Here is a 23,114-nt window from a genome sequence, read left to right as displayed (position 1 = left end):
TGGTGATCTCTCACCAATGGAGCCTAGCGGGATCGAACCGCTGACCTCCTGCGTGCAAAGCAGGCGCTCTCCCAGCTGAGCTAAGGCCCCACAAGACCTCTCAAGACTAAACAAGACCAATGCGCAGTTCCTTATCCTTAGAAAGGAGGTGATCCAGCCGCACCTTCCGATACGGCTACCTTGTTACGACTTCACCCCAATCATCTATCCCACCTTAGGCGGCTGGCTCCTTACGGTTACCTCACCGACTTCGGGTGTTACAAACTCTCGTGGTGTGACGGGCGGTGTGTACAAGGCCCGGGAACGTATTCACCGCGGCGTGCTGATCCGCGATTACTAGCGATTCCGACTTCATGTAGGCGAGTTGCAGCCTACAATCCGAACTGAGACTGGCTTTAAGAGATTAGCTTGCCGTCACCGGCTTGCGACTCGTTGTACCAGCCATTGTAGCACGTGTGTAGCCCAGGTCATAAGGGGCATGATGATTTGACGTCATCCCCACCTTCCTCCGGTTTATTACCGGCAGTCTCGCTAGAGTGCCCAACTGAATGATGGCAACTAACAATAGGGGTTGCGCTCGTTGCGGGACTTAACCCAACATCTCACGACACGAGCTGACGACAACCATGCACCACCTGTCACCTCTGTCCCGAAGGAAAACTCTATCTCTAGAGCGGTCAGAGGGATGTCAAGACCTGGTAAGGTTCTTCGCGTTGCTTCGAATTAAACCACATGCTCCACCGCTTGTGCGGGCCCCCGTCAATTCCTTTGAGTTTCAACCTTGCGGTCGTACTCCCCAGGCGGAGTGCTTAATGCGTTAGCTACGGCACTAAACCCCGGAAAGGGTCTAACACCTAGCACTCATCGTTTACGGCGTGGACTACCAGGGTATCTAATCCTGTTTGCTCCCCACGCTTTCGAGCCTCAGCGTCAGTTACAAGCCAGAGAGCCGCTTTCGCCACCGGTGTTCCTCCATATATCTACGCATTTCACCGCTACACATGGAATTCCACTCTCCCCTCTTGCACTCAAGTTAAACAGTTTCCAAAGCGTACTATGGTTAAGCCACAGCCTTTAACTTCAGACTTATCTAACCGCCTGCGCTCGCTTTACGCCCAATAAATCCGGACAACGCTCGGGACCTACGTATTACCGCGGCTGCTGGCACGTAGTTAGCCGTCCCTTTCTGGTAAGATACCGTCACAGTGTGAACTTTCCACTCTCACACTCGTTCTTCTCTTACAACAGAGCTTTACGATCCGAAAACCTTCTTCACTCACGCGGCGTTGCTCGGTCAGACTTCCGTCCATTGCCGAAGATTCCCTACTGCTGCCTCCCGTAGGAGTCTGGGCCGTGTCTCAGTCCCAGTGTGGCCGATCACCCTCTCAGGTCGGCTATGTATCGTCGCCTTGGTGAGCCGTTACCTCACCAACTAGCTAATACAACGCAGGTCCATCTGGTAGTGATGCAATTGCACCTTTTAAGCAAATGTCATGCAACATCTACTCTTATGCGGTATTAGCTATCGTTTCCAATAGTTATCCCCCGCTACCAGGCAGGTTACCTACGCGTTACTCACCCGTTCGCAACTCATCCAGAGAAGCAAGCTCCTCCTTCAGCGTTCTACTTGCATGTATTAGGCACGCCGCCAGCGTTCGTCCTGAGCCAGGATCAAACTCTCATTAAAAGTTTGAGTTCTCACTCATTTCTGTCACTGACAGATTTATTGTTTTTTCATTGTTCAGTACTACAACCTTGGTTGTAGTGCCCTGCACATTGGTTCGTCTTGTTCAGTTTTCAAAGGTCTTTGTCACTCGCTTCTCTCAAACGACAACTATATTAGTATATCACAGCCGCTTTCGCTTGTCAACACTTTTTTGAAACTTTTTTAAGTTTTTTTAAAACTTTTTTCATCAAGTGTTTCCTACCGCAACATACCATAGTCCGTACGGGATTCGAACCCGTGTTACCGCCGTGAAAAGGCGGTGTCTTAACCCCTTGACCAACGGACCAGAGTTGTTATTTTCAACTCTTACTATTATACCGACTTTTTAAACTTTGTCAACACCTTTTTTTAATTTTTTTAATTAATTTTACAACTGCTTCAGTTCGAGCGGTGTGTGGGAACATATCGACCGACTGGATATAATGTAGATCATATACTTTTACTAAGCGCACTAGATCACGAGCCAAGGTCGAAACATTACAAGAAATATAAACCATTTTTTCTGGTACATAAGTAAGAATAGTATCTAATAACTTATCGTCCAGACCTGTACGTGGTGGATCCACAATCAAAGCATCTGCTCGGTATCCTTCCTTGTACCAACGAGGAATAATCTCTTCTGCTGTTCCAGCTTCATAATGAGTATTGTCAAATCCCATTATTTTAGCATTTCGCTTGGCATCTTCAATAGCTTCTGGAATAATATCCATACCTCTGAGTGTTTTAACTTTCTTTGCGAAGGCAAATCCAATTGTTCCAACTCCACAATAAGCGTCAATCAAATGGTCTTCTTTATTAACATCCAAGGCTTTTACCGCCTCGTTATAAAGAACTTCTGTTTGTTCAGGATTTAGTTGATAGAAAGCTCGAGGAGATAGTGAAAATTCATAATCGAGTACACCTTCTTGAATACTCTCTTGTCCCCAGATAATCTCTGTCTTTTCACCATAAATCTCACTGGTTTTAGCTGTATTTGTATTCACAGCTACTGTCACAACTTCTGGGAAATCTTTAACTAAATCTTTTACTAGTTGGGTTAAATTAAGCTGACGATTTGTAACAATAATAATCTGAACCTGTCCAGTCTTTCTTGCTCGTCGAACCATTATAGTTCTAACACCTAGAACTTTTCTCTCATCCGTGATTGGAATCTGGTGATAAGTAAGCAATTCTGCTAGACGATTAGCAATCACTTGGGTTTCCTTGTCTTGTACCAGGCAATCTTTCAACTCTACTAAATAGTGAGAGTTTTGTGCATATAAGCCCGCCTTGACCTGATTCTTAAATTTTCGAGTCTGAAATTGTAACTTAGCACGATAATATTTTGGTTCCTGCATTCCAATAGTTGGACGGATTTCATAGTTTTCATATCCTGCAGGGGCAAATTTTTTCAGCGCTTGATGAAGCAAGTCCGTCTTGAACTCTAGTTGCTTATCATAATGCAGGTGCATGATTTGGCAGCCTCCGCACTCATTGTAAATAGTACATGCTGGCACAACTCGAAATTTAGACTTCTTGTTAACCTTTAGTAATTTTGCTTCAACAAAGTTGCGTTTAATAGAAGTAATCTGACAATAGATATCTTCACCTTTGAGAGCTCCAGGTACAAAGACTAATGTTTTTTGATAAAAGCCGATTCCCTCACCATTAATTCCCATGCGCTTGATTTTTAATGGTATTTTTTGTTTCACTTTCAGATTCATACCCCTATCTTATCACATTTTGAGTTATAATAGAACTATGAAAATCACAAAACTTGAAAAGAAAAAAAGACTCTATCTGATGGAGCTTGATAATGGAAACAAATGCTATATCACCGAAGACACAATTGTTCGTTTTATGTTATCGAGAGATAAGGTGATAAGCGAAGAGGAATTGAAAGAGATTCAGGACTTTGCTCAATTTTCTTATGGTAAGAATCTGGCTCTATATCACTTATCCTTTAAAGCACGTACTGAAAAAGAGGTCAGAGAATATCTAAAAAAATATGATATTGATGAAAACATCGTTTCTCAAGTCATTGCTAATCTTAAAGAAGATAAGTGGATCAATGATAGCCAATACGCTTATGCTATCATCAATGCCAATCAACTTTCAGGAGACAAGGGGCCTTATGTACTGACTCAGAAACTAACACAAAAAGGAATTTCAAAATCCACTATAGAAGAGATATTGAAAGAATTTGATTTTTCGGAAGTTGCTCAACGTGTAGCTAATAAACTATTGAAAAAATATGAAGGAAAACTTCCAACTCGCGCCTTGCAAGATAAGATTATCCAGAACTTGACCAAAAAGGGCTTCTCATACTCTGAAGCTAAAAGTGCCTTTGACGAATTGGATAGTCAAGTTGACCAAGAAACGACTCAGGAACTCATCTTCAAGGAACTTGATAAGCAATATGCCAAGTATGCCCGAAAGTATGAAGGATACGAACTGAAGCAGCGTTTAACTCAAGTTTTAGCACGAAAGGGCTACGATTTTTCGGATATAGCAAGCGCTCTTAGAGAATATCTTTAATATTTTCGTGTAAAATTCACAGATTTTAGGCATTTTTATGGTACAATAGTAAACGATAAACTTATAAATTGTAGAAAGTTGGTTAGTTATGAAACTTCCAAAAGAAGGCGACTTTATTACAATTCAAAGTTATAAGCATGATGGGAGTCTCCACCGAACTTGGCGGGACACCATGGTACTAAAAACAACAGAAAACGCCATTATTGGTGTCAACGATCATACACTGGTTACCGAAAGTGATGGTCGTCGTTGGGTCACTCGAGAACCGGCTATTGTTTACTTTCACAAGAAATATTGGTTTAATATCATTGCCATGATTCGTGATAATGGAATTTCCTACTATTGCAATATGGCTAGCCCCTACTATCTGGATGAAGAAGCACTGAAGTATATTGATTACGATTTGGATGTTAAAATTTTTACAGATGGGGAAAAACGTCTCTTGGACGTTGAAGAGTACGAGCGTCACAAACGCAAAATGAATTATTCTGATGATTTGGACTATATTTTAAAAGAACATGTCAAAATTCTTGTTGATTGGATTAACAATGGACGTGGTCCTTTCTTAGAAGCCTATGTAAACATTTGGTACAAGCGCTATGTAGAACTAAAGAATCGGTAAAGTTGTCAAACTAGGGTGAAAGCCCTGGTTTTTTTATTTGAAAAACCCAGCTTTTCAACTGGGTTGGTCTCTATATATCTAATTTAGTAACTGTAAATTTGATATGGGAATAATCTTTTTCAACATCCTTATCCAGCAAGAAAGCTGTAGCGTCCTTCTTAACCTGAACCAAGTCAATATTCTGAGCTTGAGCCGCATAGACACATCCACAATAACATTGACGATAGATATCATACTCTTCACACATCTCCACTGAACGTTTGTAGCCTTGATTTTTCTTGAAATCACTTGGAAGATAGTGGGTGGTATAAATCTTTTGCACATCAATTCCGATGCTGTTGATGGTTTGAGAATTTTTATGAGGACTGATAGTCAAGGCTGAGCCAAAGTAGTCAAAACCCAAGTCCATAGCCACTTGCGCTGTCTTATCCAGTCGGTAGTCAAAGCAAACCTTGCAACGGTCGCCACCTTCTGGCTCTTCCTCTAGTCCTCTAACTAATTTTCGGTATTCATTGGGTTCATAGGGAGCTTCTAGATACTGAACCGTATTCCCTGTCCGCTCATTGAAATCACTGACAAATTTCTTGGTAACATAGGCACGCTTATGGTATTCTGCCTTGGGATGGATATTAGAATTTGCAAAATAAATGCTCACATCTGCATACTTGGTCAAATATTCGAGGGTATAGGTACTACAAGGGGCACAGCAAACATGCATGAGAATACTTGGCCGTTGCTCATTTTTCTCCCATACTTGTACCATCTTCTGCATGACACGGTCATAATTAATTTTCTGATTAGGGTTCATCTTGCTCAGAATTTCTTCTACATCGATCATGTTTTTCTCCTTTTTCTAGTCTTATTTTATCATATAAGTTAGGAGAGCTCAAATCTATTTAGAAGTGAATAGCATAAAAAGGAGAGGTAGGCATTCCCTCCTTTTGTGTTTTTTATAAGTTGTTTTCTATAGAAAGCTTACATCATGCCGCCCATCATACTTGGATCCATTGCTGGAACTGGGGCTACTGGTTCTGGTTTATTGGCTACAACTGCTTCCGTAGTCAAAATCAAGCTGGCTACAGATGCTGCATTTTGTAGGGCTGAACGGCTCACTTTAACTGGGTCGATGATTCCCTCTTCAATCATGTTGACCCACTCGCCAGTTGCTGCGTTGAAACCTGTACCAAGCTCAGCATTTTTTAAACGATCGATAACAATAGAACCTTCGAATCCTGCATTGTGGGCAATTTGACGGACTGGTTCTTCCAATGCACGGAGAACAATATTGCGTCCTGTTGCTTCATCTCCTGTCAATTCCAAATTCATCACGGCTGGGATAACATTTACAAGGGCTGTTCCACCACCTGCAACGATACCTTCTTCAACAGCTGCACGAGTAGCATTGAGAGCATCTTCGATGCGGAGTTTCATTTCTTTCAACTCAGTTTCAGTTGCAGCACCGACCTTGATGACTGCTACACCACCTGACAATTTTGCCAAGCGTTCTTGCAATTTTTCACGGTCAAATTCAGAAGTTGTGGTTTCAATTTGAGACTTGATAACTGCAACACGGTGAGAAATCGCTTCAGGATTTCCAGCACCTTCTACGATAACAGTGCTATCTTTGTCCACAGTTACTCTCGCTGCTTGACCAAGAGCTTCAATTGTCGCATCTTTCAACTCAAGACCAAGGTCTTCTGTGATAACTGTTCCGCCTGTCAAGATAGCAATGTCTTCTAGCATAGCTTTGCGACGGTCGCCAAATCCAGGTGCCTTAACTGCTACTACGTTGAAGGTTCCACGAATCTTGTTCAAGACAAGAGTTGGAAGAGCTTCGCCGTCCACATCATCTGCAATAATCAAGAGCGGACGATTGCTTTGGAGAATACTTTCTAGGAGTGGCAAGATTTCTTGGATATTGGAAATCTTCTTATCAGTAATCAAAATATATGGATTTTCAAGGTCAGCCACCATTTTCTCGCTATCTGTCACCATGTACTGTGAAAGATAACCACGGTCAAACTGCATACCTTCTACAACTTCAAGCTCTGTTTCCATACCACGTGACTCTTCGATGGTAATGACTCCGTCTTTGCCAACTTTTTCCATGGCTTCAGAGATGTATTCGCCTACTTTTTCGGAACGAGAAGAGACGGCGGCAACCTGAGCGATGGCTTCTTTGTTGGCAACAGGGATGGCGTTGTTTTTCAAGGCTTCAACTGCTGCAGCAACTGCTGTTTCAATCCCACGACGAATGCCGATTGGATTTGCACCTGCTGTGACGTTTTTGATTCCTTCACGGACGATTGCTTGAGTCAAGACTGTTGCAGTCGTAGTCCCGTCACCTGCGATATCATTGGTTTTAGAAGCTACTTCTGATACCAATTTGGCACCCATATTTTCAAAATGGTCTTCCAATTCGATTTCTTTGGCAATGGTCACACCATCATTGGTAATCAAGGGTGAGCCAAATGATTTTTCCAACACAACGTTTCGACCTTTTGGTCCCAAGGTTACTTTAACAGTGTCTGCAAGGATATCGACACCACGAACCATAGCTGAACGGGCATCTGATGAAAATTTAATTTCTTTTGACATACTTACTTTCTCCTTCTATTCTTCAATGATAGCCAAGATATTAGCTTCGCCTACGATGATGTACTTTTCATCGCCATCTTTGACATCAAGACCTGCGTGAGCTTCAACCAAGACACGGTCTCCAGCTTTAACACTTGGAGCAACCAAGTCACCGTTCAAGGTACGAACACCTTGTCCAGCAGCTACAACTTTGGCTGTTTTTGTTTTTTCTTGGGCTGAGCCTGCAAGGACAAAGCCTCCAACAGTTTGTTCTTTTTCTTCTACTTTTAAGACAACACGGTCTCCTAATGGTTTCAACATCTGATTTCCTCCATGATGAACTACATATTATTAGCACTCTTTATATCTGAGTGCTAATTTATAGTTCTATTGTATCACTTGGTCAGAAATAGTCAAGAAAAAAGTCTGACTTTCTCAAGATAAAAAGCCTGAGAGCAACTCAGACTTTTCAATGTTTAAAATGGCAATTCTTCCTCTTCCAAAACCAAATCTGCCAAATCCTGCCCTGCGTTATTTTCTCGCATGGCACGTTGGGCACGACTTTCCAAGAGTTGGAATCCAGTAACAAGTACTTCGGTCACATAATTCATTTGACCATTTTTCTCAAAACGACGGGTACGCAATTCCCCATCAACGGAAATGAGACTACCTTTGGTTGCGTAGCTTGCCAAAGTTTCTGCTAGTCTGCCCCATAGGACCATATTGACAAAATCAGCTTCACGTTCACCATTTTGGTCTTTGTAACGACGATTTACAGCGATAGTTGCTCGCGCTACTGACTTGTCATTGCTGGTTTTGTGCAATTCTGGTGTAGACGTCAAGCGTCCAATTAAAATAACTTTATTATACATATTTTCTTCCTCCTACTTATCTATTCGTAGGAAATCAAAAAAAGTTACAGAAACTTGTAACTTTTCGAGAAAATTTTTTAGTTTTTATGAACCATGAAACCTGTCGCCTGTTGATTGGCCATAATGGTCATATCTGTAATCTGCACACGACGAGGTTGACTGGTCACATAGACTACTGTGTCTGCAATATCCTGAGCTTGCAAGGCTTCGATTCCCTGATAAACCGTCGCAGCCCGCTCTTTGTCACCATGAAAACGTACCGTTGAAAAATCTGTTTCGACAATTCCAGGCTGAATGGTCGTCACCTTGATATCCGTTGCGATGGTATCAATTCGCAGACCATCTGAAAAGGTCTTAACTGCTGCCTTGGTAGCTGAATAAACTGCTGCACCTGCATAGGCGTAGATTCCTGCGGTTGACCCCATGTTGATGATATGTCCTTGATTGGCTTTTACCATTGCTGGCAAGAAAGAGCGAGTGACTGCCATCAAACCTTTGACATTGGTATCCAGCATGGTCAACATATCCAGCTCTTCATAGTCCTGATAGGGAGCCAAGCCAAGAGCCAGACCGGCATTGTTGACCAGAATATCAATCTTCCCTATCGTTTCTAGAATACTGGAGCAAACAGTCTTCACCATAGTCATATCCGTGACATCTAGTGGAAAGGTCCAGACGGTTTGATTTGGAAAGACTTCTGCAAACTCCGACTTAAGAGCTTCTAGTCTATCTGTCCGTCGTCCTGTTAGAACGACATTCTCACCCTGCTCCAGATAAGCACGCGCAATTGCTTCACCGATTCCTGATGTCGCTCCTGTAATCACTACATTTTTTGCCATCTTATTTCCTTCTATCTGCTCTATCAGATACTGACAACTTCCTAGGCAGTCCAGTGTTTAGCTGGGTCGAATGGTGTTCCGACAACTTGGTCTTCTGATAATTCAATAATACCACGTTTTTGCGGAGCATTTGGCAGATACAATTCACGAGGACTGCACATCATGCCAAAACTCTTTTCACCACGAAGTTCGCCTGGGAAAATGAGGTTGCCTTTGGGCATCATAGCTCCAGGAAGAGCCACAATGGTTTTCAACCCAAGACGCGCATTAGGAGCCCCTGCAACGATTTGTACAGTCTTGTCACTTGATACTGCAACTTGGCAGATGTTGAGGTGGTCACTATCTGGATGGGCTACCATCTCGACAATCTCACCAACAACAAACTTAGGTTCCTTGTCATTGACAATTTCTTCTGTAAATCCTTCCGTCTGCAATTCTTGATTCAAACGAGCGACTTGCTCATCTGATAAAAAGACTTGACCGCGCTCTGCAATTTCAAAGAAACTTGAAACTTCAAAAATATTCCAAGCCACTGTTTCCCCATTATCTTTGAGGAAAACACGAGCCACCTTGCCTTTGCGCTCCACATCCAGTTTGGCATCTCCGCTATTTTTCACGATGACCATAAGGACATCACCGACATGTTCTTTGTTATATGTAAAAATCATTGTTTATATTTTCTCCTATTTCAGTCCTGCTAAAAAGTCATTAATTTGTTGCTTGCTTTTACGGTCGCGATTGACAAAACGGCCGATTTCCTTGTCCTTTTCTAGAACAACAAGGCTAGGAATTCCGTAAACATCCCAGAGTTTAGCCAAATCCATATACTGGTCTCGGTCCACTCGAATAAAGGTGAACTCTGGATTGGTCTCCTCAATTTCTGGTAAGGCAGGATAGATATAACGGCAATCGCCACACCAGTCCGCCACAAAAAGGAAAACCTTCTTGCCATCTTTTTCTACTAAAGATGCCAATTCTTCTAAACTTTCTGGCTGTATCATAAGACTTCCTCCTCATAGACTAGGTCTTCATTTTCATAGACAAAGGTATAGTGACGGCCATCTTCAAAAATGACGCCACCAACCAAGCTCTCTAGACTGCTTTCATAGACTTGAACATAGAGGGTCGCAATTTCCCCCATGTCTGAAAAATGGTCTCGCACAATCGCTGTCAACTCTTCCTGAGTCTTCATGAGCTTACGGTCATCTGCAACTTTTTTCGTAGCAAGGGCAAGGCTCCCAATACCAAGCAGAGCCAGACCTGCCATCCACATTTTTTTAGCTTTCATACCATTCATTTTAACACAAAAAAGGCTTTAGGACAAATGAGGAAGCAGCAGAAAAGCAAGTAAAAAGCCTCTTCCTTTAAGGAAAAGGACTTCTTATACTCAATGAAAATCAAAGAGCAAACTAGGAAGCTAGCCGCAGGCTGCTCAAAGCACTACTTTGAGGTTGTAGATAGAACTGACGAAGTCAGCTCAAAGCACTGTTTTGAGGTTGTGGATGAATCTGACGTGGTTTGAAGAAATTTTCTAAGAGTATTATTCTTATTGCCAGGCACCTGAGTTGCCAACGTAGTAACCATCAGGTGTGTAGGTATTGCGAAGCATCTTACCTGATGAAGCCAGATAATACCACTTACCATTGTCTTTGACCCAATCATTCGCAATCATGGCACCAGAAGAACTTGCATAATACCATTCTCCCTTGTCATAAACCCAAGTGCTTGCTTTCATGGCTCCTGAGCAATTAAAGGTTCAAAAAGCTGTCCAATATCATTCATTTTTTTAAAAACATTTGACACTACATCATCCACGCTGTAGGACATAGATACATCAAACGTAAGAGCCAAAATATCGAAAAATATACAACTTTTAAAGGCAACATTTCATTTTTTAAAGTCTAACAACCATAGAACTGAAATCAGAGCAAGGCATCAATTTCCTACTCTTAGTACGCCTATTTTGATGATTGAAGTGAAGATTTTTTTATTTAACGTAGACAATCCCCAATTTCCCAAAAGCCACATCTCCACGGATAATCAAGGTTTTACTTGTTGGGGCTAGAGAAGTATCTGCCTTGGCTACACCACAGAAAGTTTCCACCTTCAAATCAACTCTCCAATGTTGGGGAACATAGATAACTGCCTTTCCAAAACCAACTTCTACTTTCAGGGTTGCAGTATCTCCTAAAATCTCTGCATTGTCGTAATATATCTTGGCATTGCCAAAACCAACTTCTACTTGATCCTCTACCAATTCTTGATTTTGCTTGTAGAAAGTCCCAGTCCCAAAAGCAACTTCCTTATCTGTAAGAATGTTTTTTTCACCATCATACCACCATTTTTTTCCATTCCAAGTTCTGTTAGAATGAGTGAGTGCGCTGACACCCATTACGATTAAAATACTAGCTAAAATAAGCGAAATAGGAGATAGCTGAATCCAATCATAAAAAAGATTCACTATATTTAATGCTGTTAATGCTAAAAAAGTGGCACTTGTCCAATGATGCCTAAGGGAAGATTCTATTGCCTTATACAATAGAAAAGCGATAAAGATAAAAGGAGAATACTTAGTCTCCAAAGATGGAACACCATAATGTCCCTGTAATAAAATCCATGCTGCCAATACTAGCAACACAATACCAAATGCTTTCTTTTTCATGTTCTTACCTCATGTTTCTTAGATTTTCTTTTAGGAGGGATTGGTAATGTCGTGAGACATGAACCTCCTTATGGGTCTGATAGAAGGAAATGGTGCCCGTTCCTGAAAAGGACTTGTCCACCGAGTAAATCTGACGGATATTAGCGATAGTTGACTTGGATACCCGACTAAAATAACGAGGAAGGATAGCCTCTAACTCATAGAGTTTAAGCCGAACCTCGTAGGCATCTTTCTGGGTATGGGCATAAATCTTGCTACCTTCCGTCTCAAAGAAGAGAATTTCCGATAAGTCCAGATAATATTCGCCCGTCCCCTTGTAAAAAATCAACCGAGGAGACTTGGACTCTTGCAAGAGCCGCTGTAAATCCGCAATCTCATCTGTCAAAGCCGCTGCCTTGATGACAATTTCAGTTTCCTCTAAATTGCTGTCAATCTCGATTCGTAACTTCATTCCATCTCCTTTCTGACTCTACTATATCAAAGCCAAAATAAGAAAACAAGAGCAAAAAAGCAAGTGGTTACTTTAGACCCGTAAGTGGTTGTAAGGTTACCTTAACTTGCAGGTCAACATAGAAAGAAAAGCACACCCCACACAAGACCACAAATATAACCAACTACTACATCCTTGGGATAATGGACGCCACCTAGTACTCTTACTAGACCGAGGAGGGCTGACAAGACCAACAAGATAACCCCTACAGATAAACTAGCATGTAAGCAAGCCATGGAGATAATGGTTGCTGAAAAGACATGACGACTGGGCATTGACTGACCAGGACTATCTCTGTCTAGTAGCGGTACAATTTCCCAAACTTCATAAGGCCTAGGGGCATTGATTTTCTTGCGAAGAAAGGACAAAATCACAAAACCTGACGCTGGAATAAACAAATAGATTCCGACCTGTTTCCCAAGTCCTTCTTGGAGATAGGTAGTGGCTAATAAGGTTAGATAAACTATAGGCATAACTACCGTCATGAACCGATTGAAAGTTCTTAACCGTCTCAGAAAGATAGGCTTATTTTCAATGTTACCAACAATATGGTCATACCATTCTTGATAATTTTTCATATATTTTCTCACCACTTACTCAAATTTTGCTTATAGGGTAGCACTTGTCTTCTAGTATAGTGCAGAAAAAGAAGACCGTCAAGCCTTCTTAGATTTATTCTTCTGCCTCGTCTTCTGTAAATTGACTGTTGTAGAGGTCAGCGTAGAAACCAGCTTGCGACATTAGCTCATCATGATTGCCTTGCTCGATGATATTTCCATCTTTCATGACGAGAATCAGGTCAGCATTACGAATAGTTGACAAGCGGTGGGCGATGACAAAGGAAGTTCTGCCCTCCATCAAACGGTCCATGGCTTTCTGAATCAATTCCTCTGTACGGGTATCAACAGAAGAAGTCGCCTCATCCAGGATTAGGAGTGGCGCATTTTTCAGCAAAGCACGAGCGATAGTCAAGAGTTGTTTTTGTCCGACAGACAAGGTCACTGTATCGTCCAAGATGGTATCATAACCATCTGGTAGGGTCATAATAAAGTGGTGAATCCCTACAGCCTTGCTGGCTTCGATCACGCGCTCATCACTAATACCTGTTTGGTTATAGATAAGATTGTCGCGAATGGTTCCTTCAAAGAGCCAGGTATCCTGCAAGACCATTGAAAAGGCATCGTGTACTTCCGAACGCTTCATCTCTTTGGTATCCACACCATCGATACGGATACTTCCCTTATCAATCTCATAGAACTTCATCAAAAGATTGACAATAGTTGTCTTACCAGCCCCAGTCGGTCCGACAATGGCAACTTTTTGACCTGCATGAGCTGTCGCAGAAAAGTCATGGATGATAGTTCGCTCTGGTGTGTAACCAAAGGAAACTCGATCAAAGACTACTTGACCTTTCATATCGCTCAATTGTCTTGCTTTATGGGATTCATCTTCCATCTCCTCTTCAGCTAGGAATTCGAAGACACGTCCCATGGCTGCACTAGCCTGCTGCAAACTAGTAATTCCTTGGGCAATTTGTGAAAGAGGCTGAGAAAAGATACGAACGTAGGCCATAAAGGCAACGATAATCCCGATACTGATGTGTCCATTTAAAGCCAAGGCTGCACCAACAATAATCACCAAGGCATAGCTAAAGTTCCCAATAAACATCATAATCGGCATCATAATCCCTGAAATAAACTGAGATTTCCAGATACTGTTATACAGACGGTGGTTTAATTTCGCAAACTCTTCTTTCGTGCTCTCGATAGCATTGTAACTGGTCACCACATTATGGCCAGAGTACATTTCCTCCACATAACCATTTACAGCCGCCAAATCCTGTTGCTGACTCTTAAAGAAGCCCTGTGATTTGCCCATAAAGACAGACACGAAAGCAAAGCCAACAAGAGTTGAAACAACCGTCACCAAGGCCAAAATCCAGTTCATCCCAAACATGGTTACCAAGACTGCTAAGACCAATAAACTAGATGAAAGAACTGTTCCCAGACTTTGATTGAGGGACTGGGCTGCAGTGTCAACGTCATTGGTTACACGAGACAAGGTATCTCCTTGAGAATGTCCATCAAAATATCCCAATGGTAGGCTATTGATTTTCTCTGAAATAGCTCTTCTCAAACGCTCTGAAAAACGTTGAATAGCTGTTGTAAACAGAAAGGCCTGTAAATAATTTGATAAAAGTCCGATCACATAAATCACGGCCAAAAAACCACCAATAGCTGCAACCGCCGCGACATCCACACTTGTTTCCAGACCACTGGCAATGATATTGGTCATTTCCTTGATGCGGGTTGGGCCATAAACAGTAATGATATTGGATAGGATTGTTGCTAGAAAGGCTATTAGAAGGGCAAACTGGAGACCTGCAAGATAGGGTTTACTCTGTTTCCAAAGAGATATTTTCTTATTTTCCATGTTCCAATTCCTCCTTCGATAGTTGTGAATAGGCAATTTCTTGGTAAACTTCGTTGTTTGCTAGAAGTTCCTTGTGGGTGCCTTGTCCCACGACTTTTCCTTGATCCAAGACCAAAATCAAATCAGCATCCATAATTGTAGAAATTCGCTGAGCGACGATAAGCTTGGTCATAGATTTTGTTTTCTCTACTAGCTCTTGGCGTAGGACACGGTCTGTCTTGTAGTCCAAGGCTGAGAAGGAGTCATCAAAGATGAGGATTTCTGGTTTCCGAGCCAAGGCACGCGCAATTGCCAGACGCTGTCTTTGACCACCTGAGAAGTTGGTTCCTCCTTGGGCCACTTCTGATGCTAAGCCCGCTTCCTTGTCTTCGATAAAGTTCTTAGACTGGGCCAATTCCAAGGCTTGCCACATAGCTTGCTCACTAAGTGGTGTTTCTTGACTCTGTCCAAAGTCCAAATTGCCCTTAACATCACCTGAAAAGAGAACTGCTTTCTGAGGAATATAACCAACCTTGTTGCGCAAATCATTCAAGTCATAGCCTTGAACATTGACACCGTCTACAAGAATCTCTCCTGCTGACACATCGTAGAATCGTGGAATAAGATTGACCAGAGTTGATTTACCAGAACCTGTTGACCCAATAAAGGCCACTGTTTGACCAGTTTCTGCTTTAAAGCTAACATGTTCAATAACCGCCTCCGAATTTGCCGCATAGCGGAAGGTCACATCCTTAAACTCGACCTGACCTTTGAGGTTTTCATCAGCCATTCGCACTTGAGCAGGATTTTGGATAGAAGAATGCAAATCTAAAACTTGATTGATCCGCTTAGCAGAGACCATAGTTCGGGGAAGAACGATGAAAAGTGCTCCCATGAGAAGGAAGCCCATGACAACCTGCATGGCATAAGACATGAAAACAATCATGTCACTAAAGAGAGGCAGACGCGCTATCGGAGCAGCGTCGTTAATCACATATGCCCCAATCCAGTAAATCGCCACACTCAAACCACTTGAAATCCCCATCATGATAGGGTTCAAAATAGCCATAAGACGGTTGACAAACAAATTCAAGCGTGTCAATTCATCATTTGCTGCTGCAAATTTTTCATTTTGGTAATCCTCTGCATTGTAGGCACGAACGACACGAATACCTGTTAAACTCTCACGAGTGATACTGTTCAGTTTATCAGTCAGTCCCTGAATCAAGGACTGTTTTGGAAAGGCCAGCGTCATCAAAACGGTCGTCATCAAAACGTTGACAATCACTGCCACAAGTACGGCCCAGAGCCAGTATTCTGAATGGCCTAAAATCTTCCCAATAGCCCAGATAGCCATAATTGGACCACGCGTAACTACTTGCAAGCCCATGGTAATCAACATTTGAACTTGAGTAATATCATTGGTGGTACGAGTTAAAAGACTGGGAATAGAGAATTTCTTAATCTCTGTCTGCGAGTAATCCAAAACTCGGTTAAAAATATCACTTCTCAGCCTACTAGTATAAGAAGCCGCCACTCGGGATGCAAAAAATCCAACTGCAACTACGGACAAGAAGGCAAGAAAGGACATTCCCACCATCATGCTTGCTGGCTGCCACAACTCATCTAAATTAGTTCCTTGACTACCTAGCAAATCCGTAATTTTCGAGATATAGGTCGGCACTTCCAACTCCAGATAGACCGAAAAACAAGTAAAGAGAATGGCTAGTAAAATCATCCCCCATTCTTTTCTACTAATTCGTTTGGCTAATTTCTTCATTATCTCCTCCTATTCTTTTGATATTTTCCTGTAGTTGACTGAGAACTTTCTCAAAAATCAGTAATTCATCTTCATCAATGTCTTCCATCAACTGCTTGTCTATGCGTTTAAAAAAAGATTTGATCTCTTGCATTTGAGAACGCGATTTGTCTGTCAAACGAACAAATTTTGCCCGCTTATCGCTAGGATTCGCCTCCAATTCCACCAAACCATTTTGCACCATACGCTTGACCAAACTACTAGCAACAGACTTGGTAATATTGAGTTCCTGCTCGATATCTTTAATCAAGACCAAGTCTTGGTTTTTCTCACGATTATCCAAAAAACGCACAACCTGACCTTGAGGCCCACCCATAAATTCAATACCACAACGTTTGGCTTCCTTTTGCACCATCAGGTGAATCTGATGACCAAAACGCTTAAAGGATAACATCGGTTTATCCATACTAACTCCTTTCTAACTATCACATTTAGTTCTCCTAGGAACTAAATAAGTTTCCGTGAGAACTATTTTACCACTTTGAAAAGAGATGTCAAGAAAAAGTTTCCTAGAGAACTATTTTCTTGATTTAAAAAATCCCAAGTGAGCTTATCACTTAGGATCATATTCTCTAGGTTAAATTAGAACCCGTCTACGTTCGTATAAATCTTTTGTACATCTTCGTCGTCTTCAAGAACGCTGTAAAGTTTTTCAAAAGTTTCAAGGTCATCACCTGACAATTCCACTTCTGACTGAGGAATCATTTCCAATTCTGTCACTTGGAATTCTTCAATACCTGACTCACGAAGGGCAACGATAGCCTTATGAAGATCAGTTGGAGCTGTGTAAACTGTGATTGTACCTTCTTCTGCTTCTACGTCGTCCACATCAACATCCGCTTCGAGCAACTGCTCAAAGACTGCGTCCGCATCTTCACCTGCAAATACGATAACTCCCTTGTTGTCAAAGAGGTAAGAAACCGAACCTGAAGCGCCCATGTTTCCTCCGTTTTTACCAAAGGCTGCACGGACATTGGCCGCTGTACGGTTAACGTTTGAAGTCAAAGTATCCACGATCAACATAGAACCATTTGGTCCAAAACCTTCGTAACGTCCTTCTGTAAAGGTTTCGTCTGTGTTTCCTTTAGCCTTGTCCAAAGCTTTATCGATAACGTGTTTTGGCACTTGGGCTTGTTTGGCACGGTCGATAACGAATTTCAAAGCTGAGTTTGATTCTGGATCTGGATCACCTTTTTTAGCTGCTACATAGATTTCTACACCAAATTTTGCATATACTTTAGAGTTAGCTCCATCTTTAGCCGTTTTCTTGGCTACGATATTGGCCCATTTACGTCCCATTAGGAATCTCCTTTTTTCACATTTTAATCTTTCTTATTATAACACAAGTTTTTTCGATTTTCACTAGAGGAAATGGATTTTATTTAGCAAATACAGCTAGGATTGCACTTTGGTTACCAAGATTTCCTTGCCTTTCCATCCTTATCAACATTCAAAAAACAAACTAGACCATTATCTGAAAATAGAAAGTTTCTACCAAGTTTGACAAAGTCCGCTCAAACTACTGTTTAGAGTTTGTAGACATAAGCGATAAAAACCATTATACTGCACCTTTTGTTGACAGTCTACTCCAGACGTATCATAGTTCAAGTAAATACTTTGAAATTCAACAGTTCTTACGGGCATTATTGTATTCTAAGAAATCAATAGAAGTGTTTCTAACCAAACATCTATTACTCAATGAAAATCAAAGAGCAAACTAGGAAGCTAGCCACAGGTTACTCAAAACACTGTTTTGAGGTTGCAGATAGAGCTGACGTGGTTTGAAGAGATTTTCGAAGAGTGTAATTTATGTGTTCCTGAAACAGAAATTTATACTCTTTTTGATTTCACATGATACTGAAGTTAGACTAGTACAACGGCACTTCTAAAACAAGCAAAAGGTAGCTAATTCCTTGTATAGCAAGGAGTTTCACTACCCTTTTTACTTTTTTTACAGGTTCTGTTTGATAGACTCATTTTAACATCACGAGCCTAGTCCAATGGAAATCGCTAGGCAAGAGATAAACTTTCAGATATTCGCAGAGAGATCATCGCCTCTTTTTGTCGCAAGCATTCTTCTCTCCTAGTCATTTTCTACCTTATCTTCTACCTGAGGATAAAGAGTTGTTCCCCAAATAGAAATCGTCCGCTTACGCACTAGGGGCAAATCAGTTTTTTCATAAACCGTACGCCACCATTCCCAGGCAAGTCCGGTACACTCTCTAATTTTGACAGAGAGATTGCGAACATTCCCTTTTAAAGGAATACTAGTGGTAAAATGAGCCGTCAAATCCTGCCCATTTCTGTTCCAAGCCTTAGGAGTCAAAACTTCCTTACCTTGATAATCATAGGATAATTCATCCCAAGTAATGTAATATTGAGCAACATAGGCACCACTATGATCCAGCAGTAAATCTCCGTTTCTGTAGGCTGTCACCTTAGTCTCAACATAGTCTGTACTGTTTTGAAAGGTCGCAACTACATTGTCCCGTAAAAAAGAAGTTGTATAAGAAATCGGCAAGCCTGGGTGATCGGCTGTAAAGCGACTGCCTTCTTGAATCAAGTCCTCTACCATATCCACCTTGCCTGTTACAACTCGGGCACCCGAACTCGGGTCGCCCCCTAAAATAACCGCCTTCACTTCTGTATTGTCCAAAATCTGCTTCCACTCTGTCTGAGGAGCTACCTTGACTCCTTTTATCAAAGCTTCAAAAGCAGCCTCGACTTCATCACTCTTACTCGTGGTCTCCAACTTGAGATAGACTTGGCGCCCATAAGCAACACTCGAAATATAGACCAAAGGACGCTCTGCAGAAATTCCTCTCTGCCTCAAATCCTCTACCGTTACAGTATCTTGAAACACATCTCCTGGATTTTTAACAGCATCTACGCTGACTGTATAATAAATCTGCTTAAAATTAACAATCTGAATCTGCTTTTCGCCCGAATGAACAGAGTTAAAATCAATATCAAGAGAATTCCCTGTCTTTTCAAAGTCAGAACCAAACTTGACCTTGAGTTGTTCCATGCTGTGAGCCGTGATTTTTTCATACTGCATTCTAGCTGGGACATTATTAACCTGACCATAGTCTTGATGCCACTTGGCCAACAAATCGTTTACTGCTCCGCGAACACTTGAATTGCTGGGGTCTTCTACTTGGAGAAAGCTATCACTACTTGCCAAACCAGGCAAATCAATACTATAAGTCATCGGAGCACGATCAACCGCAAGAAGAGTGGGATTATTCTCCAACAAGGTCTCATCCACTACGAGAAGTGCTCCAGGATAGAGACGACTGTCGTTGGTAGCTGTCACAGAAATATCACTTGTATTTGTCGACAGGCTCCGCTTCTTTCTTTCGATAACAACAAACTCATCGGGCAGCTGATTCCCCTCTTTGATGAAACGATTTTCAATACTCTCTCCCTGATGGGTCAAGAGTTTCTTTTTATCGTAATCCATAGCTAGTATAAAGTCGTTTACTGCTTTATTTGTCATCTTCTACCTCCTAATAAGTTCCTGGATTGAGTTGCATAAACTCAGACTTGTTCAATGAAATCAGCCGTGGTTGGACTAAGTGATCCAAAACTTCCTCGTATAATTCTTCTGAGACATTGCGTCGCCGTCTGGCTAGATAAGAAGTCGGAATGACCGTATTATCTAACATAAATACCTTATCTAAGTCAATCAAGGTTGGTCTTGTAAAAGGATTACGAGCTAGATCCGGCTCTTCTATCATAAAGTTCTTGACCAAACGTCTGGTCAAGAGGGCTGGTTTGAAGGTCTGATTTTTAACTAACTCTTTGTTTTTAGTCATACTGTTGTCAATACAAATATACATATGATTCTTCACAGCCAAATCGCTACTAATAGTCGGAAAAGGCAAATAAAGAGCCACAACATCTCCTCTCTTAATCAAGCAAGAGTACCCCCTTTTCTCCTAATGTAACATAGACAGGATTGACCAAGTCTTCTGATTGACTCAGTGCTTCCAAAGTTTGAGTTTGGCGCCCTGTCAATTTAGTAGCATCTTGTCTCTTCAATACAAAATGCTTGTCGCCAATTACCTTGACACTATAATCCTTCTCCAAAGCTGACTGGTAAATCCACATCAGATCTTGTCTGTCCTGAGAACTCAAGAGAGAAGGATGTTCAAGTCTCCCTACAGCCTGATAAAAATCAAAAACAGGAGCTAACTCTTGCCAATCTGACTGGCTAGTTGTCAAGGCTAGAAAAAGGGCTTTACGAGCTGATACTTCTTGATTAGCCTTGAGAGTCCCTTTTCCCTCCAAGTTTTTTAGAAAGTGGGAAACTCCAGAAAGCAAATCTTTCTCTAACTGCGAGAAATAAAAACCTTGCCTTCCCAGACATAAGTCTCTCAAGTCGCTTTCTCTAGCAAATAAGAGTTCAAACATTTGATAGTAAAAGAAAAATATCTGGCACTGAGTCGCGCTCATCTTTTCCTTATCGGCTTCTTTTTTTAACCAGAGCAAGGGCAATAGGTAGCTGGATTGGTACATTTCCTCCACCTCCTACTCTTTTTTCTCTGGAGCATCTGCACTAGCTGCCACTTCTTTTGACTGGATACTTTCCCACTGGTTGATTTCCTCTGAGATAAGACCTTCGCATGTCTTGACAAATAGAGCAAAAGCCTTGGTTTTTCCTGCATATTTCTCCGTTTGGCATTGATAGAGGAATTTTTCTCTCTCCAGGAGTTGCGCAGTCTTTTGGTAAGAAATCCAGTGTTCCTTGGCATTATACAAATTGAGAATCCCCTCACACAGTAAACCGAGACTGGATAAGGCAACCGAAATCAAACGGTAGCGATCACCTGGCATAGGAATAGCACAAAAGACAGCTATGAGGAAACCTGCCACGATTTCTGTTATTTTTAATACCTTATAGCGTCTACGATGTTGAACGCTTTTCTTTAAAAAATGAGCTATCTGTACGTCTAATCGCTCTGTCAAGTACATTTCTTCTGGCGTCATGTTCGTAACCCCTTTCATTTACTTTGATAATCATAGTATAACATATTTGAATATCAAAGTATAGTAAAAACTGGAAAGCTATATCTTATTATAAAATCTAAATATGAAATATTTGTGAAATAAGGGAAAAATATCACAAAAAGGATGGAACAAAAAATTTCAAAATGATAAAAACGCATAATACCTTGCCTTAAAAAGCGGCTCTATAATATTTGTAGTGGGTAAATCCTCTATAGATATTATGGAGCCTATTTTTGTATAGAAAAAAAGTCCCATAAGATCTATAATGAAAAGCGACCAAACAACTCATTAGAAAGATTCATATGGAACAATTACATTTTATCACAAAACTGCTCGATATCAAAGACCCTAATATCCAATTTATGGATATCATCAATAGGGATACACACAAGGAAATTATCGCTAAACTGGATTATGAGGCCCCCTCTTGTCCTGATTGCGAAAGTCAAATGAAGAAATATGACTTTCAAAAACCGTCTAAAATTCCTTACCTCGAAACGACTGGTATGCCTACTAGAATACTTCTTAAAAAGCGTCGATTTAAGTGCTATCATTGCTCTAAAATAATGGTCTCAGAGACCCCTCTCGTCAAGAAGAATCACCAAATCCCTCGTATTATCAACCAAAAAATTGCGCAAAAGTTGATTGAAAAGACTTCTATGACCGATATCGCTCATCAACTGGCTATTTCAACTTCAACTGTCATTCGCAAGCTTAATGACTTCCGTTTTAAGCCTGATTTTTCTAGTCTTCCTAAGATTATGTCCTGGGACGAGTATGCCTTCACTAAGGGAAAGATGAGTTTCATTGCACAAGATTTTGATAATCTCAACATCATCACTGTTCTTGAAGGCAGAACACAGGCTATCATACGAAATCACTTTCTGCGCTACGATAGAGTCGTTCGTTGTCAGGTGAAAATCATTACGATGGATATGTTTAGTCCTTATTATGACTTGGCTAAACAGCTTTTTCCATGTGCTAAAATTGTTCTAGATCGTTTTCATATTGTGCAACACTTAAGCCGTGCTATAAGTCGTGTCCGTGTTCAAATCATGAATCAATTTGAGCGAAAATCCCATGAATATAAGGCTATTAAACGCTACTGGAAACTCATTCAACAGGATAGTCGTAAATTGAGTGATAAACGATTTTATCGCCCTACTTTTCGTATGCACTTGACGAATAAAGAAATTCTAGATAAGCTTTTGAGCTATTCAGAAGACTTGAAACACCACTACAATGTCTATCAACTCTTACTCTTTCACTTTCAGAACAAGGAGCCAGACAAATTTTTCGGACTCATTGAGGACAATCTTAAACAGATTCATCCTCTTTTTCAGACTGTCTTTAAAACCTTCCTCAAGGATAAAGAAAAGATTGTCAATGCCCTTCAACTACCTTATTCTAATGCCAAATTAGAAGCAACTAATAATCTCATCAAACTTATCAAACGAAATGCCTTTGGATTTCGGAACTTTGAAAACTTCAAAAAAAGGATTTTTATCGCTCTCAACATCAAAAAAGAAAGGACGAATTTCGTCCTTTCTAGATCTTAGCTTTTC

The 23,114-nt window shown here is 41.1% G+C and carries 24 protein-coding genes, 2 tRNA genes, 1 rRNA gene and 1 pseudogene; 4 read left to right on the top strand and 24 right to left on the bottom strand.

The window, feature by feature from the left end; all coding sequences use genetic code 11:
- Positions 1 to 17 precede the first annotated feature (17 nt).
- From AC6I9F_RS01855 to rlmD, 4 genes are all read right to left on the bottom strand, one after another.
- A tRNA-Ala gene (locus tag AC6I9F_RS01855) sits at positions 18 to 90 on the bottom strand.
- A gap of 51 nt (positions 91 to 141) precedes the next feature.
- Positions 142 to 1,687: ribosomal RNA gene (locus tag AC6I9F_RS01850) — 16S ribosomal RNA — on the bottom strand.
- 253 nt (positions 1,688 to 1,940) lie between these two features.
- Positions 1,941 to 2,012: transfer RNA gene (locus AC6I9F_RS01845), tRNA-Glu, on the bottom strand.
- Between the two features lie 49 nt (positions 2,013 to 2,061).
- Positions 2,062 to 3,429: a 23S rRNA (uracil(1939)-C(5))-methyltransferase RlmD gene (gene rlmD / locus AC6I9F_RS01840; protein ID WP_498022384.1), complete on the bottom strand. Its 1,368-nt coding sequence runs from the start codon at positions 3,427 to 3,429 to the stop codon at positions 2,062 to 2,064.
- Positions 3,430 to 3,466: 37 nt separating this feature from the next.
- On the opposite strand from rlmD, the gene recX reads away from it, so the two are divergent.
- Both recX and ntdP read left to right on the top strand, forming a co-directional pair.
- Positions 3,467 to 4,243, top strand: a complete 777-nt coding sequence (recX, locus tag AC6I9F_RS01835) for a recombination regulator RecX (protein ID WP_498022382.1) — start codon at positions 3,467 to 3,469, stop codon at positions 4,241 to 4,243.
- Between the two features lie 88 nt (positions 4,244 to 4,331).
- Entirely contained in the window at positions 4,332 to 4,865 is a 534-nt protein-coding gene (gene ntdP / locus AC6I9F_RS01830) for a nucleoside tri-diphosphate phosphatase (RefSeq protein WP_498022380.1), read from the top strand.
- A 70-nt stretch (positions 4,866 to 4,935) separates the two neighbouring features.
- Here ntdP and AC6I9F_RS01825 read toward each other — a convergent pair whose 3' ends face one another.
- The 8 genes from AC6I9F_RS01825 to AC6I9F_RS01790 form a co-directional block, all read right to left on the bottom strand.
- The gene (locus tag AC6I9F_RS01825; protein ID WP_498022378.1) at positions 4,936 to 5,703 is read right to left on the bottom strand and encodes an epoxyqueuosine reductase QueH; all 768 of its coding nucleotides are present in this window, start codon (positions 5,701 to 5,703) and stop codon (positions 4,936 to 4,938) included.
- 137 nt (positions 5,704 to 5,840) lie between these two features.
- Positions 5,841 to 7,463: a chaperonin GroEL gene (gene groL, locus AC6I9F_RS01820; RefSeq protein ID WP_498022377.1), complete on the bottom strand. Its 1,623-nt coding sequence runs from the start codon at positions 7,461 to 7,463 to the stop codon at positions 5,841 to 5,843.
- A 15-nt stretch (positions 7,464 to 7,478) separates the two neighbouring features.
- Positions 7,479 to 7,763 (bottom strand): co-chaperone GroES, encoded by a 285-nt coding sequence (gene groES / locus AC6I9F_RS01815; RefSeq protein WP_498022375.1) that lies wholly within the window; start codon positions 7,761 to 7,763, stop codon positions 7,479 to 7,481.
- A gap of 155 nt (positions 7,764 to 7,918) precedes the next feature.
- Positions 7,919 to 8,314 carry a single-stranded DNA-binding protein gene (locus tag AC6I9F_RS01810; RefSeq protein WP_166731206.1) on the bottom strand — a complete coding sequence of 132 codons (396 nt, stop codon included), beginning with the start codon at positions 8,312 to 8,314 and terminating at the stop codon, positions 7,919 to 7,921.
- Positions 8,315 to 8,391: 77 nt separating this feature from the next.
- Positions 8,392 to 9,153, bottom strand: coding sequence for an SDR family NAD(P)-dependent oxidoreductase (locus AC6I9F_RS01805; RefSeq protein ID WP_498022373.1), 762 nt, complete (start codon positions 9,151 to 9,153; stop codon positions 8,392 to 8,394).
- Positions 9,154 to 9,194: 41 nt separating this feature from the next.
- On the bottom strand, positions 9,195 to 9,821 hold the full coding sequence (ytpR, locus tag AC6I9F_RS01800) for a YtpR family tRNA-binding protein (RefSeq protein WP_023943328.1): 627 nt from the start codon (positions 9,819 to 9,821) through the stop codon (positions 9,195 to 9,197).
- Between the two features lie 15 nt (positions 9,822 to 9,836).
- Positions 9,837 to 10,154: a thioredoxin family protein gene (locus tag AC6I9F_RS01795; RefSeq protein ID WP_060806141.1), complete on the bottom strand. Its 318-nt coding sequence runs from the start codon at positions 10,152 to 10,154 to the stop codon at positions 9,837 to 9,839.
- The gene (locus AC6I9F_RS01790) at positions 10,151 to 10,450 is read right to left on the bottom strand and encodes a DUF4651 domain-containing protein (protein ID WP_001013971.1); all 300 of its coding nucleotides are present in this window, start codon (positions 10,448 to 10,450) and stop codon (positions 10,151 to 10,153) included. The genes AC6I9F_RS01795 and AC6I9F_RS01790 overlap by 4 nt, the downstream gene beginning before the upstream one ends.
- Before the next feature lie 93 nt (positions 10,451 to 10,543).
- Between AC6I9F_RS01790 and AC6I9F_RS01785 the strand changes: the two genes are divergently transcribed.
- Positions 10,544 to 10,675, top strand: coding sequence for a hypothetical protein (locus tag AC6I9F_RS01785; protein WP_268810481.1), 132 nt, complete (start codon positions 10,544 to 10,546; stop codon positions 10,673 to 10,675).
- Positions 10,676 to 10,699: 24 nt separating this feature from the next.
- On the opposite strand, the pseudogene AC6I9F_RS01780 reads toward AC6I9F_RS01785, so the two are convergent.
- From AC6I9F_RS01780 to AC6I9F_RS01725, 12 genes and pseudogenes are all read right to left on the bottom strand, one after another.
- Positions 10,700 to 10,897 (bottom strand): annotated as a pseudogene (locus tag AC6I9F_RS01780) (N-acetylmuramoyl-L-alanine amidase family protein); the annotation flags it as partial.
- Positions 10,898 to 11,140: 243 nt separating this feature from the next.
- Positions 11,141 to 11,815 (bottom strand): LiaF transmembrane domain-containing protein, encoded by a 675-nt coding sequence (locus tag AC6I9F_RS01775; protein ID WP_498022370.1) that lies wholly within the window; start codon positions 11,813 to 11,815, stop codon positions 11,141 to 11,143.
- Between the two features lie 4 nt (positions 11,816 to 11,819).
- Complete coding sequence (locus tag AC6I9F_RS01770) at positions 11,820 to 12,266, bottom strand: LytTR family DNA-binding domain-containing protein (protein ID WP_000776605.1); 447 nt, start codon at positions 12,264 to 12,266, stop codon at positions 11,820 to 11,822.
- Positions 12,267 to 12,379: 113 nt separating this feature from the next.
- On the bottom strand, positions 12,380 to 12,883 hold the full coding sequence (locus tag AC6I9F_RS01765) for a phosphatase PAP2 family protein (RefSeq protein WP_498022368.1): 504 nt from the start codon (positions 12,881 to 12,883) through the stop codon (positions 12,380 to 12,382).
- A 94-nt stretch (positions 12,884 to 12,977) separates the two neighbouring features.
- Complete coding sequence (locus tag AC6I9F_RS01760) at positions 12,978 to 14,738, bottom strand: ABC transporter ATP-binding protein (RefSeq protein ID WP_498022366.1); 1,761 nt, start codon at positions 14,736 to 14,738, stop codon at positions 12,978 to 12,980.
- Positions 14,728 to 16,497 carry an ABC transporter ATP-binding protein gene (locus AC6I9F_RS01755; protein WP_498022364.1) on the bottom strand — a complete coding sequence of 590 codons (1,770 nt, stop codon included), beginning with the start codon at positions 16,495 to 16,497 and terminating at the stop codon, positions 14,728 to 14,730. Before AC6I9F_RS01755 ends, AC6I9F_RS01760 begins: the two co-directional genes overlap by 11 nt.
- The gene (locus tag AC6I9F_RS01750) at positions 16,472 to 16,942 is read right to left on the bottom strand and encodes a MarR family winged helix-turn-helix transcriptional regulator (RefSeq protein WP_498022362.1); all 471 of its coding nucleotides are present in this window, start codon (positions 16,940 to 16,942) and stop codon (positions 16,472 to 16,474) included. The genes AC6I9F_RS01755 and AC6I9F_RS01750 overlap by 26 nt, the downstream gene beginning before the upstream one ends.
- Before the next feature lie 176 nt (positions 16,943 to 17,118).
- On the bottom strand, positions 17,119 to 17,835 hold the full coding sequence (locus AC6I9F_RS01745; RefSeq protein WP_000532882.1) for a YebC/PmpR family DNA-binding transcriptional regulator: 717 nt from the start codon (positions 17,833 to 17,835) through the stop codon (positions 17,119 to 17,121).
- A gap of 784 nt (positions 17,836 to 18,619) precedes the next feature.
- Positions 18,620 to 20,035 carry a cholesterol-dependent cytolysin pneumolysin gene (ply, locus tag AC6I9F_RS01740; RefSeq protein WP_061438673.1) on the bottom strand — a complete coding sequence of 472 codons (1,416 nt, stop codon included), beginning with the start codon at positions 20,033 to 20,035 and terminating at the stop codon, positions 18,620 to 18,622.
- Positions 20,036 to 20,045: 10 nt separating this feature from the next.
- The gene (locus tag AC6I9F_RS01735; protein ID WP_031233610.1) at positions 20,046 to 20,378 is read right to left on the bottom strand and encodes a hypothetical protein; all 333 of its coding nucleotides are present in this window, start codon (positions 20,376 to 20,378) and stop codon (positions 20,046 to 20,048) included.
- Positions 20,379 to 20,448: 70 nt separating this feature from the next.
- The gene (locus AC6I9F_RS01730; RefSeq protein ID WP_173220132.1) at positions 20,449 to 21,057 is read right to left on the bottom strand and encodes a hypothetical protein; all 609 of its coding nucleotides are present in this window, start codon (positions 21,055 to 21,057) and stop codon (positions 20,449 to 20,451) included.
- A gap of 12 nt (positions 21,058 to 21,069) precedes the next feature.
- On the bottom strand, positions 21,070 to 21,528 hold the full coding sequence (locus tag AC6I9F_RS01725; protein ID WP_031233612.1) for a DUF4231 domain-containing protein: 459 nt from the start codon (positions 21,526 to 21,528) through the stop codon (positions 21,070 to 21,072).
- Between the two features lie 323 nt (positions 21,529 to 21,851).
- On the opposite strand from AC6I9F_RS01725, the gene AC6I9F_RS01720 reads away from it, so the two are divergent.
- The gene (locus AC6I9F_RS01720) at positions 21,852 to 23,108 is read left to right on the top strand and encodes an ISL3 family transposase (protein WP_050213065.1); all 1,257 of its coding nucleotides are present in this window, start codon (positions 21,852 to 21,854) and stop codon (positions 23,106 to 23,108) included.
- Positions 23,109 to 23,114 lie beyond the last annotated feature (6 nt).

The sequence above is a fragment of the Streptococcus nakanonensis genome (assembly GCF_059738785.1).
Note: the sequence above shows the minus strand (reverse complement) of the source record. Positions and strands in the feature narration are given on the sequence as shown.

Excerpts from the sequence above, each read along its gene's own strand:
- rlmD (WP_498022384.1), bottom strand. The coding sequence starts at position 3,429 with ATGAATCTGAAAGTGAAACAAAAAATACCATTAAAAATCAAGCGCATG.
- recX (WP_498022382.1), top strand. The coding sequence starts at position 3,467 with ATGAAAATCACAAAACTTGAAAAGAAAAAAAGACTCTATCTGATGGAG.
- ntdP (WP_498022380.1), top strand. The coding sequence starts at position 4,332 with ATGAAACTTCCAAAAGAAGGCGACTTTATTACAATTCAAAGTTATAAG.
- AC6I9F_RS01825 (WP_498022378.1), bottom strand. The coding sequence starts at position 5,703 with ATGATCGATGTAGAAGAAATTCTGAGCAAGATGAACCCTAATCAGAAA.
- groL (WP_498022377.1), bottom strand. The coding sequence starts at position 7,463 with ATGTCAAAAGAAATTAAATTTTCATCAGATGCCCGTTCAGCTATGGTT.
- groES (WP_498022375.1), bottom strand. The coding sequence starts at position 7,763 with ATGTTGAAACCATTAGGAGACCGTGTTGTCTTAAAAGTAGAAGAAAAA.
- AC6I9F_RS01810 (WP_166731206.1), bottom strand. The coding sequence starts at position 8,314 with ATGTATAATAAAGTTATTTTAATTGGACGCTTGACGTCTACACCAGAA.
- AC6I9F_RS01805 (WP_498022373.1), bottom strand. The coding sequence starts at position 9,153 with ATGGCAAAAAATGTAGTGATTACAGGAGCGACATCAGGAATCGGTGAA.
- ytpR (WP_023943328.1), bottom strand. The coding sequence starts at position 9,821 with ATGATTTTTACATATAACAAAGAACATGTCGGTGATGTCCTTATGGTC.
- AC6I9F_RS01795 (WP_060806141.1), bottom strand. The coding sequence starts at position 10,154 with ATGATACAGCCAGAAAGTTTAGAAGAATTGGCATCTTTAGTAGAAAAA.
- AC6I9F_RS01790 (WP_001013971.1), bottom strand. The coding sequence starts at position 10,450 with ATGAATGGTATGAAAGCTAAAAAAATGTGGATGGCAGGTCTGGCTCTG.
- AC6I9F_RS01785 (WP_268810481.1), top strand. The coding sequence starts at position 10,544 with ATGAAAATCAAAGAGCAAACTAGGAAGCTAGCCGCAGGCTGCTCAAAG.
- AC6I9F_RS01775 (WP_498022370.1), bottom strand. The coding sequence starts at position 11,815 with ATGAAAAAGAAAGCATTTGGTATTGTGTTGCTAGTATTGGCAGCATGG.
- AC6I9F_RS01770 (WP_000776605.1), bottom strand. The coding sequence starts at position 12,266 with ATGAAGTTACGAATCGAGATTGACAGCAATTTAGAGGAAACTGAAATT.
- AC6I9F_RS01765 (WP_498022368.1), bottom strand. The coding sequence starts at position 12,883 with ATGAAAAATTATCAAGAATGGTATGACCATATTGTTGGTAACATTGAA.
- AC6I9F_RS01760 (WP_498022366.1), bottom strand. The coding sequence starts at position 14,738 with ATGGAAAATAAGAAAATATCTCTTTGGAAACAGAGTAAACCCTATCTT.
- AC6I9F_RS01755 (WP_498022364.1), bottom strand. The coding sequence starts at position 16,497 with ATGAAGAAATTAGCCAAACGAATTAGTAGAAAAGAATGGGGGATGATT.
- AC6I9F_RS01750 (WP_498022362.1), bottom strand. The coding sequence starts at position 16,942 with ATGGATAAACCGATGTTATCCTTTAAGCGTTTTGGTCATCAGATTCAC.
- AC6I9F_RS01745 (WP_000532882.1), bottom strand. The coding sequence starts at position 17,835 with ATGGGACGTAAATGGGCCAATATCGTAGCCAAGAAAACGGCTAAAGAT.
- ply (WP_061438673.1), bottom strand. The coding sequence starts at position 20,035 with ATGACAAATAAAGCAGTAAACGACTTTATACTAGCTATGGATTACGAT.
- AC6I9F_RS01735 (WP_031233610.1), bottom strand. The coding sequence starts at position 20,378 with ATGTATATTTGTATTGACAACAGTATGACTAAAAACAAAGAGTTAGTT.
- AC6I9F_RS01730 (WP_173220132.1), bottom strand. The coding sequence starts at position 21,057 with ATGTACCAATCCAGCTACCTATTGCCCTTGCTCTGGTTAAAAAAAGAA.
- AC6I9F_RS01725 (WP_031233612.1), bottom strand. The coding sequence starts at position 21,528 with ATGACGCCAGAAGAAATGTACTTGACAGAGCGATTAGACGTACAGATA.
- AC6I9F_RS01720 (WP_050213065.1), top strand. The coding sequence starts at position 21,852 with ATGGAACAATTACATTTTATCACAAAACTGCTCGATATCAAAGACCCT.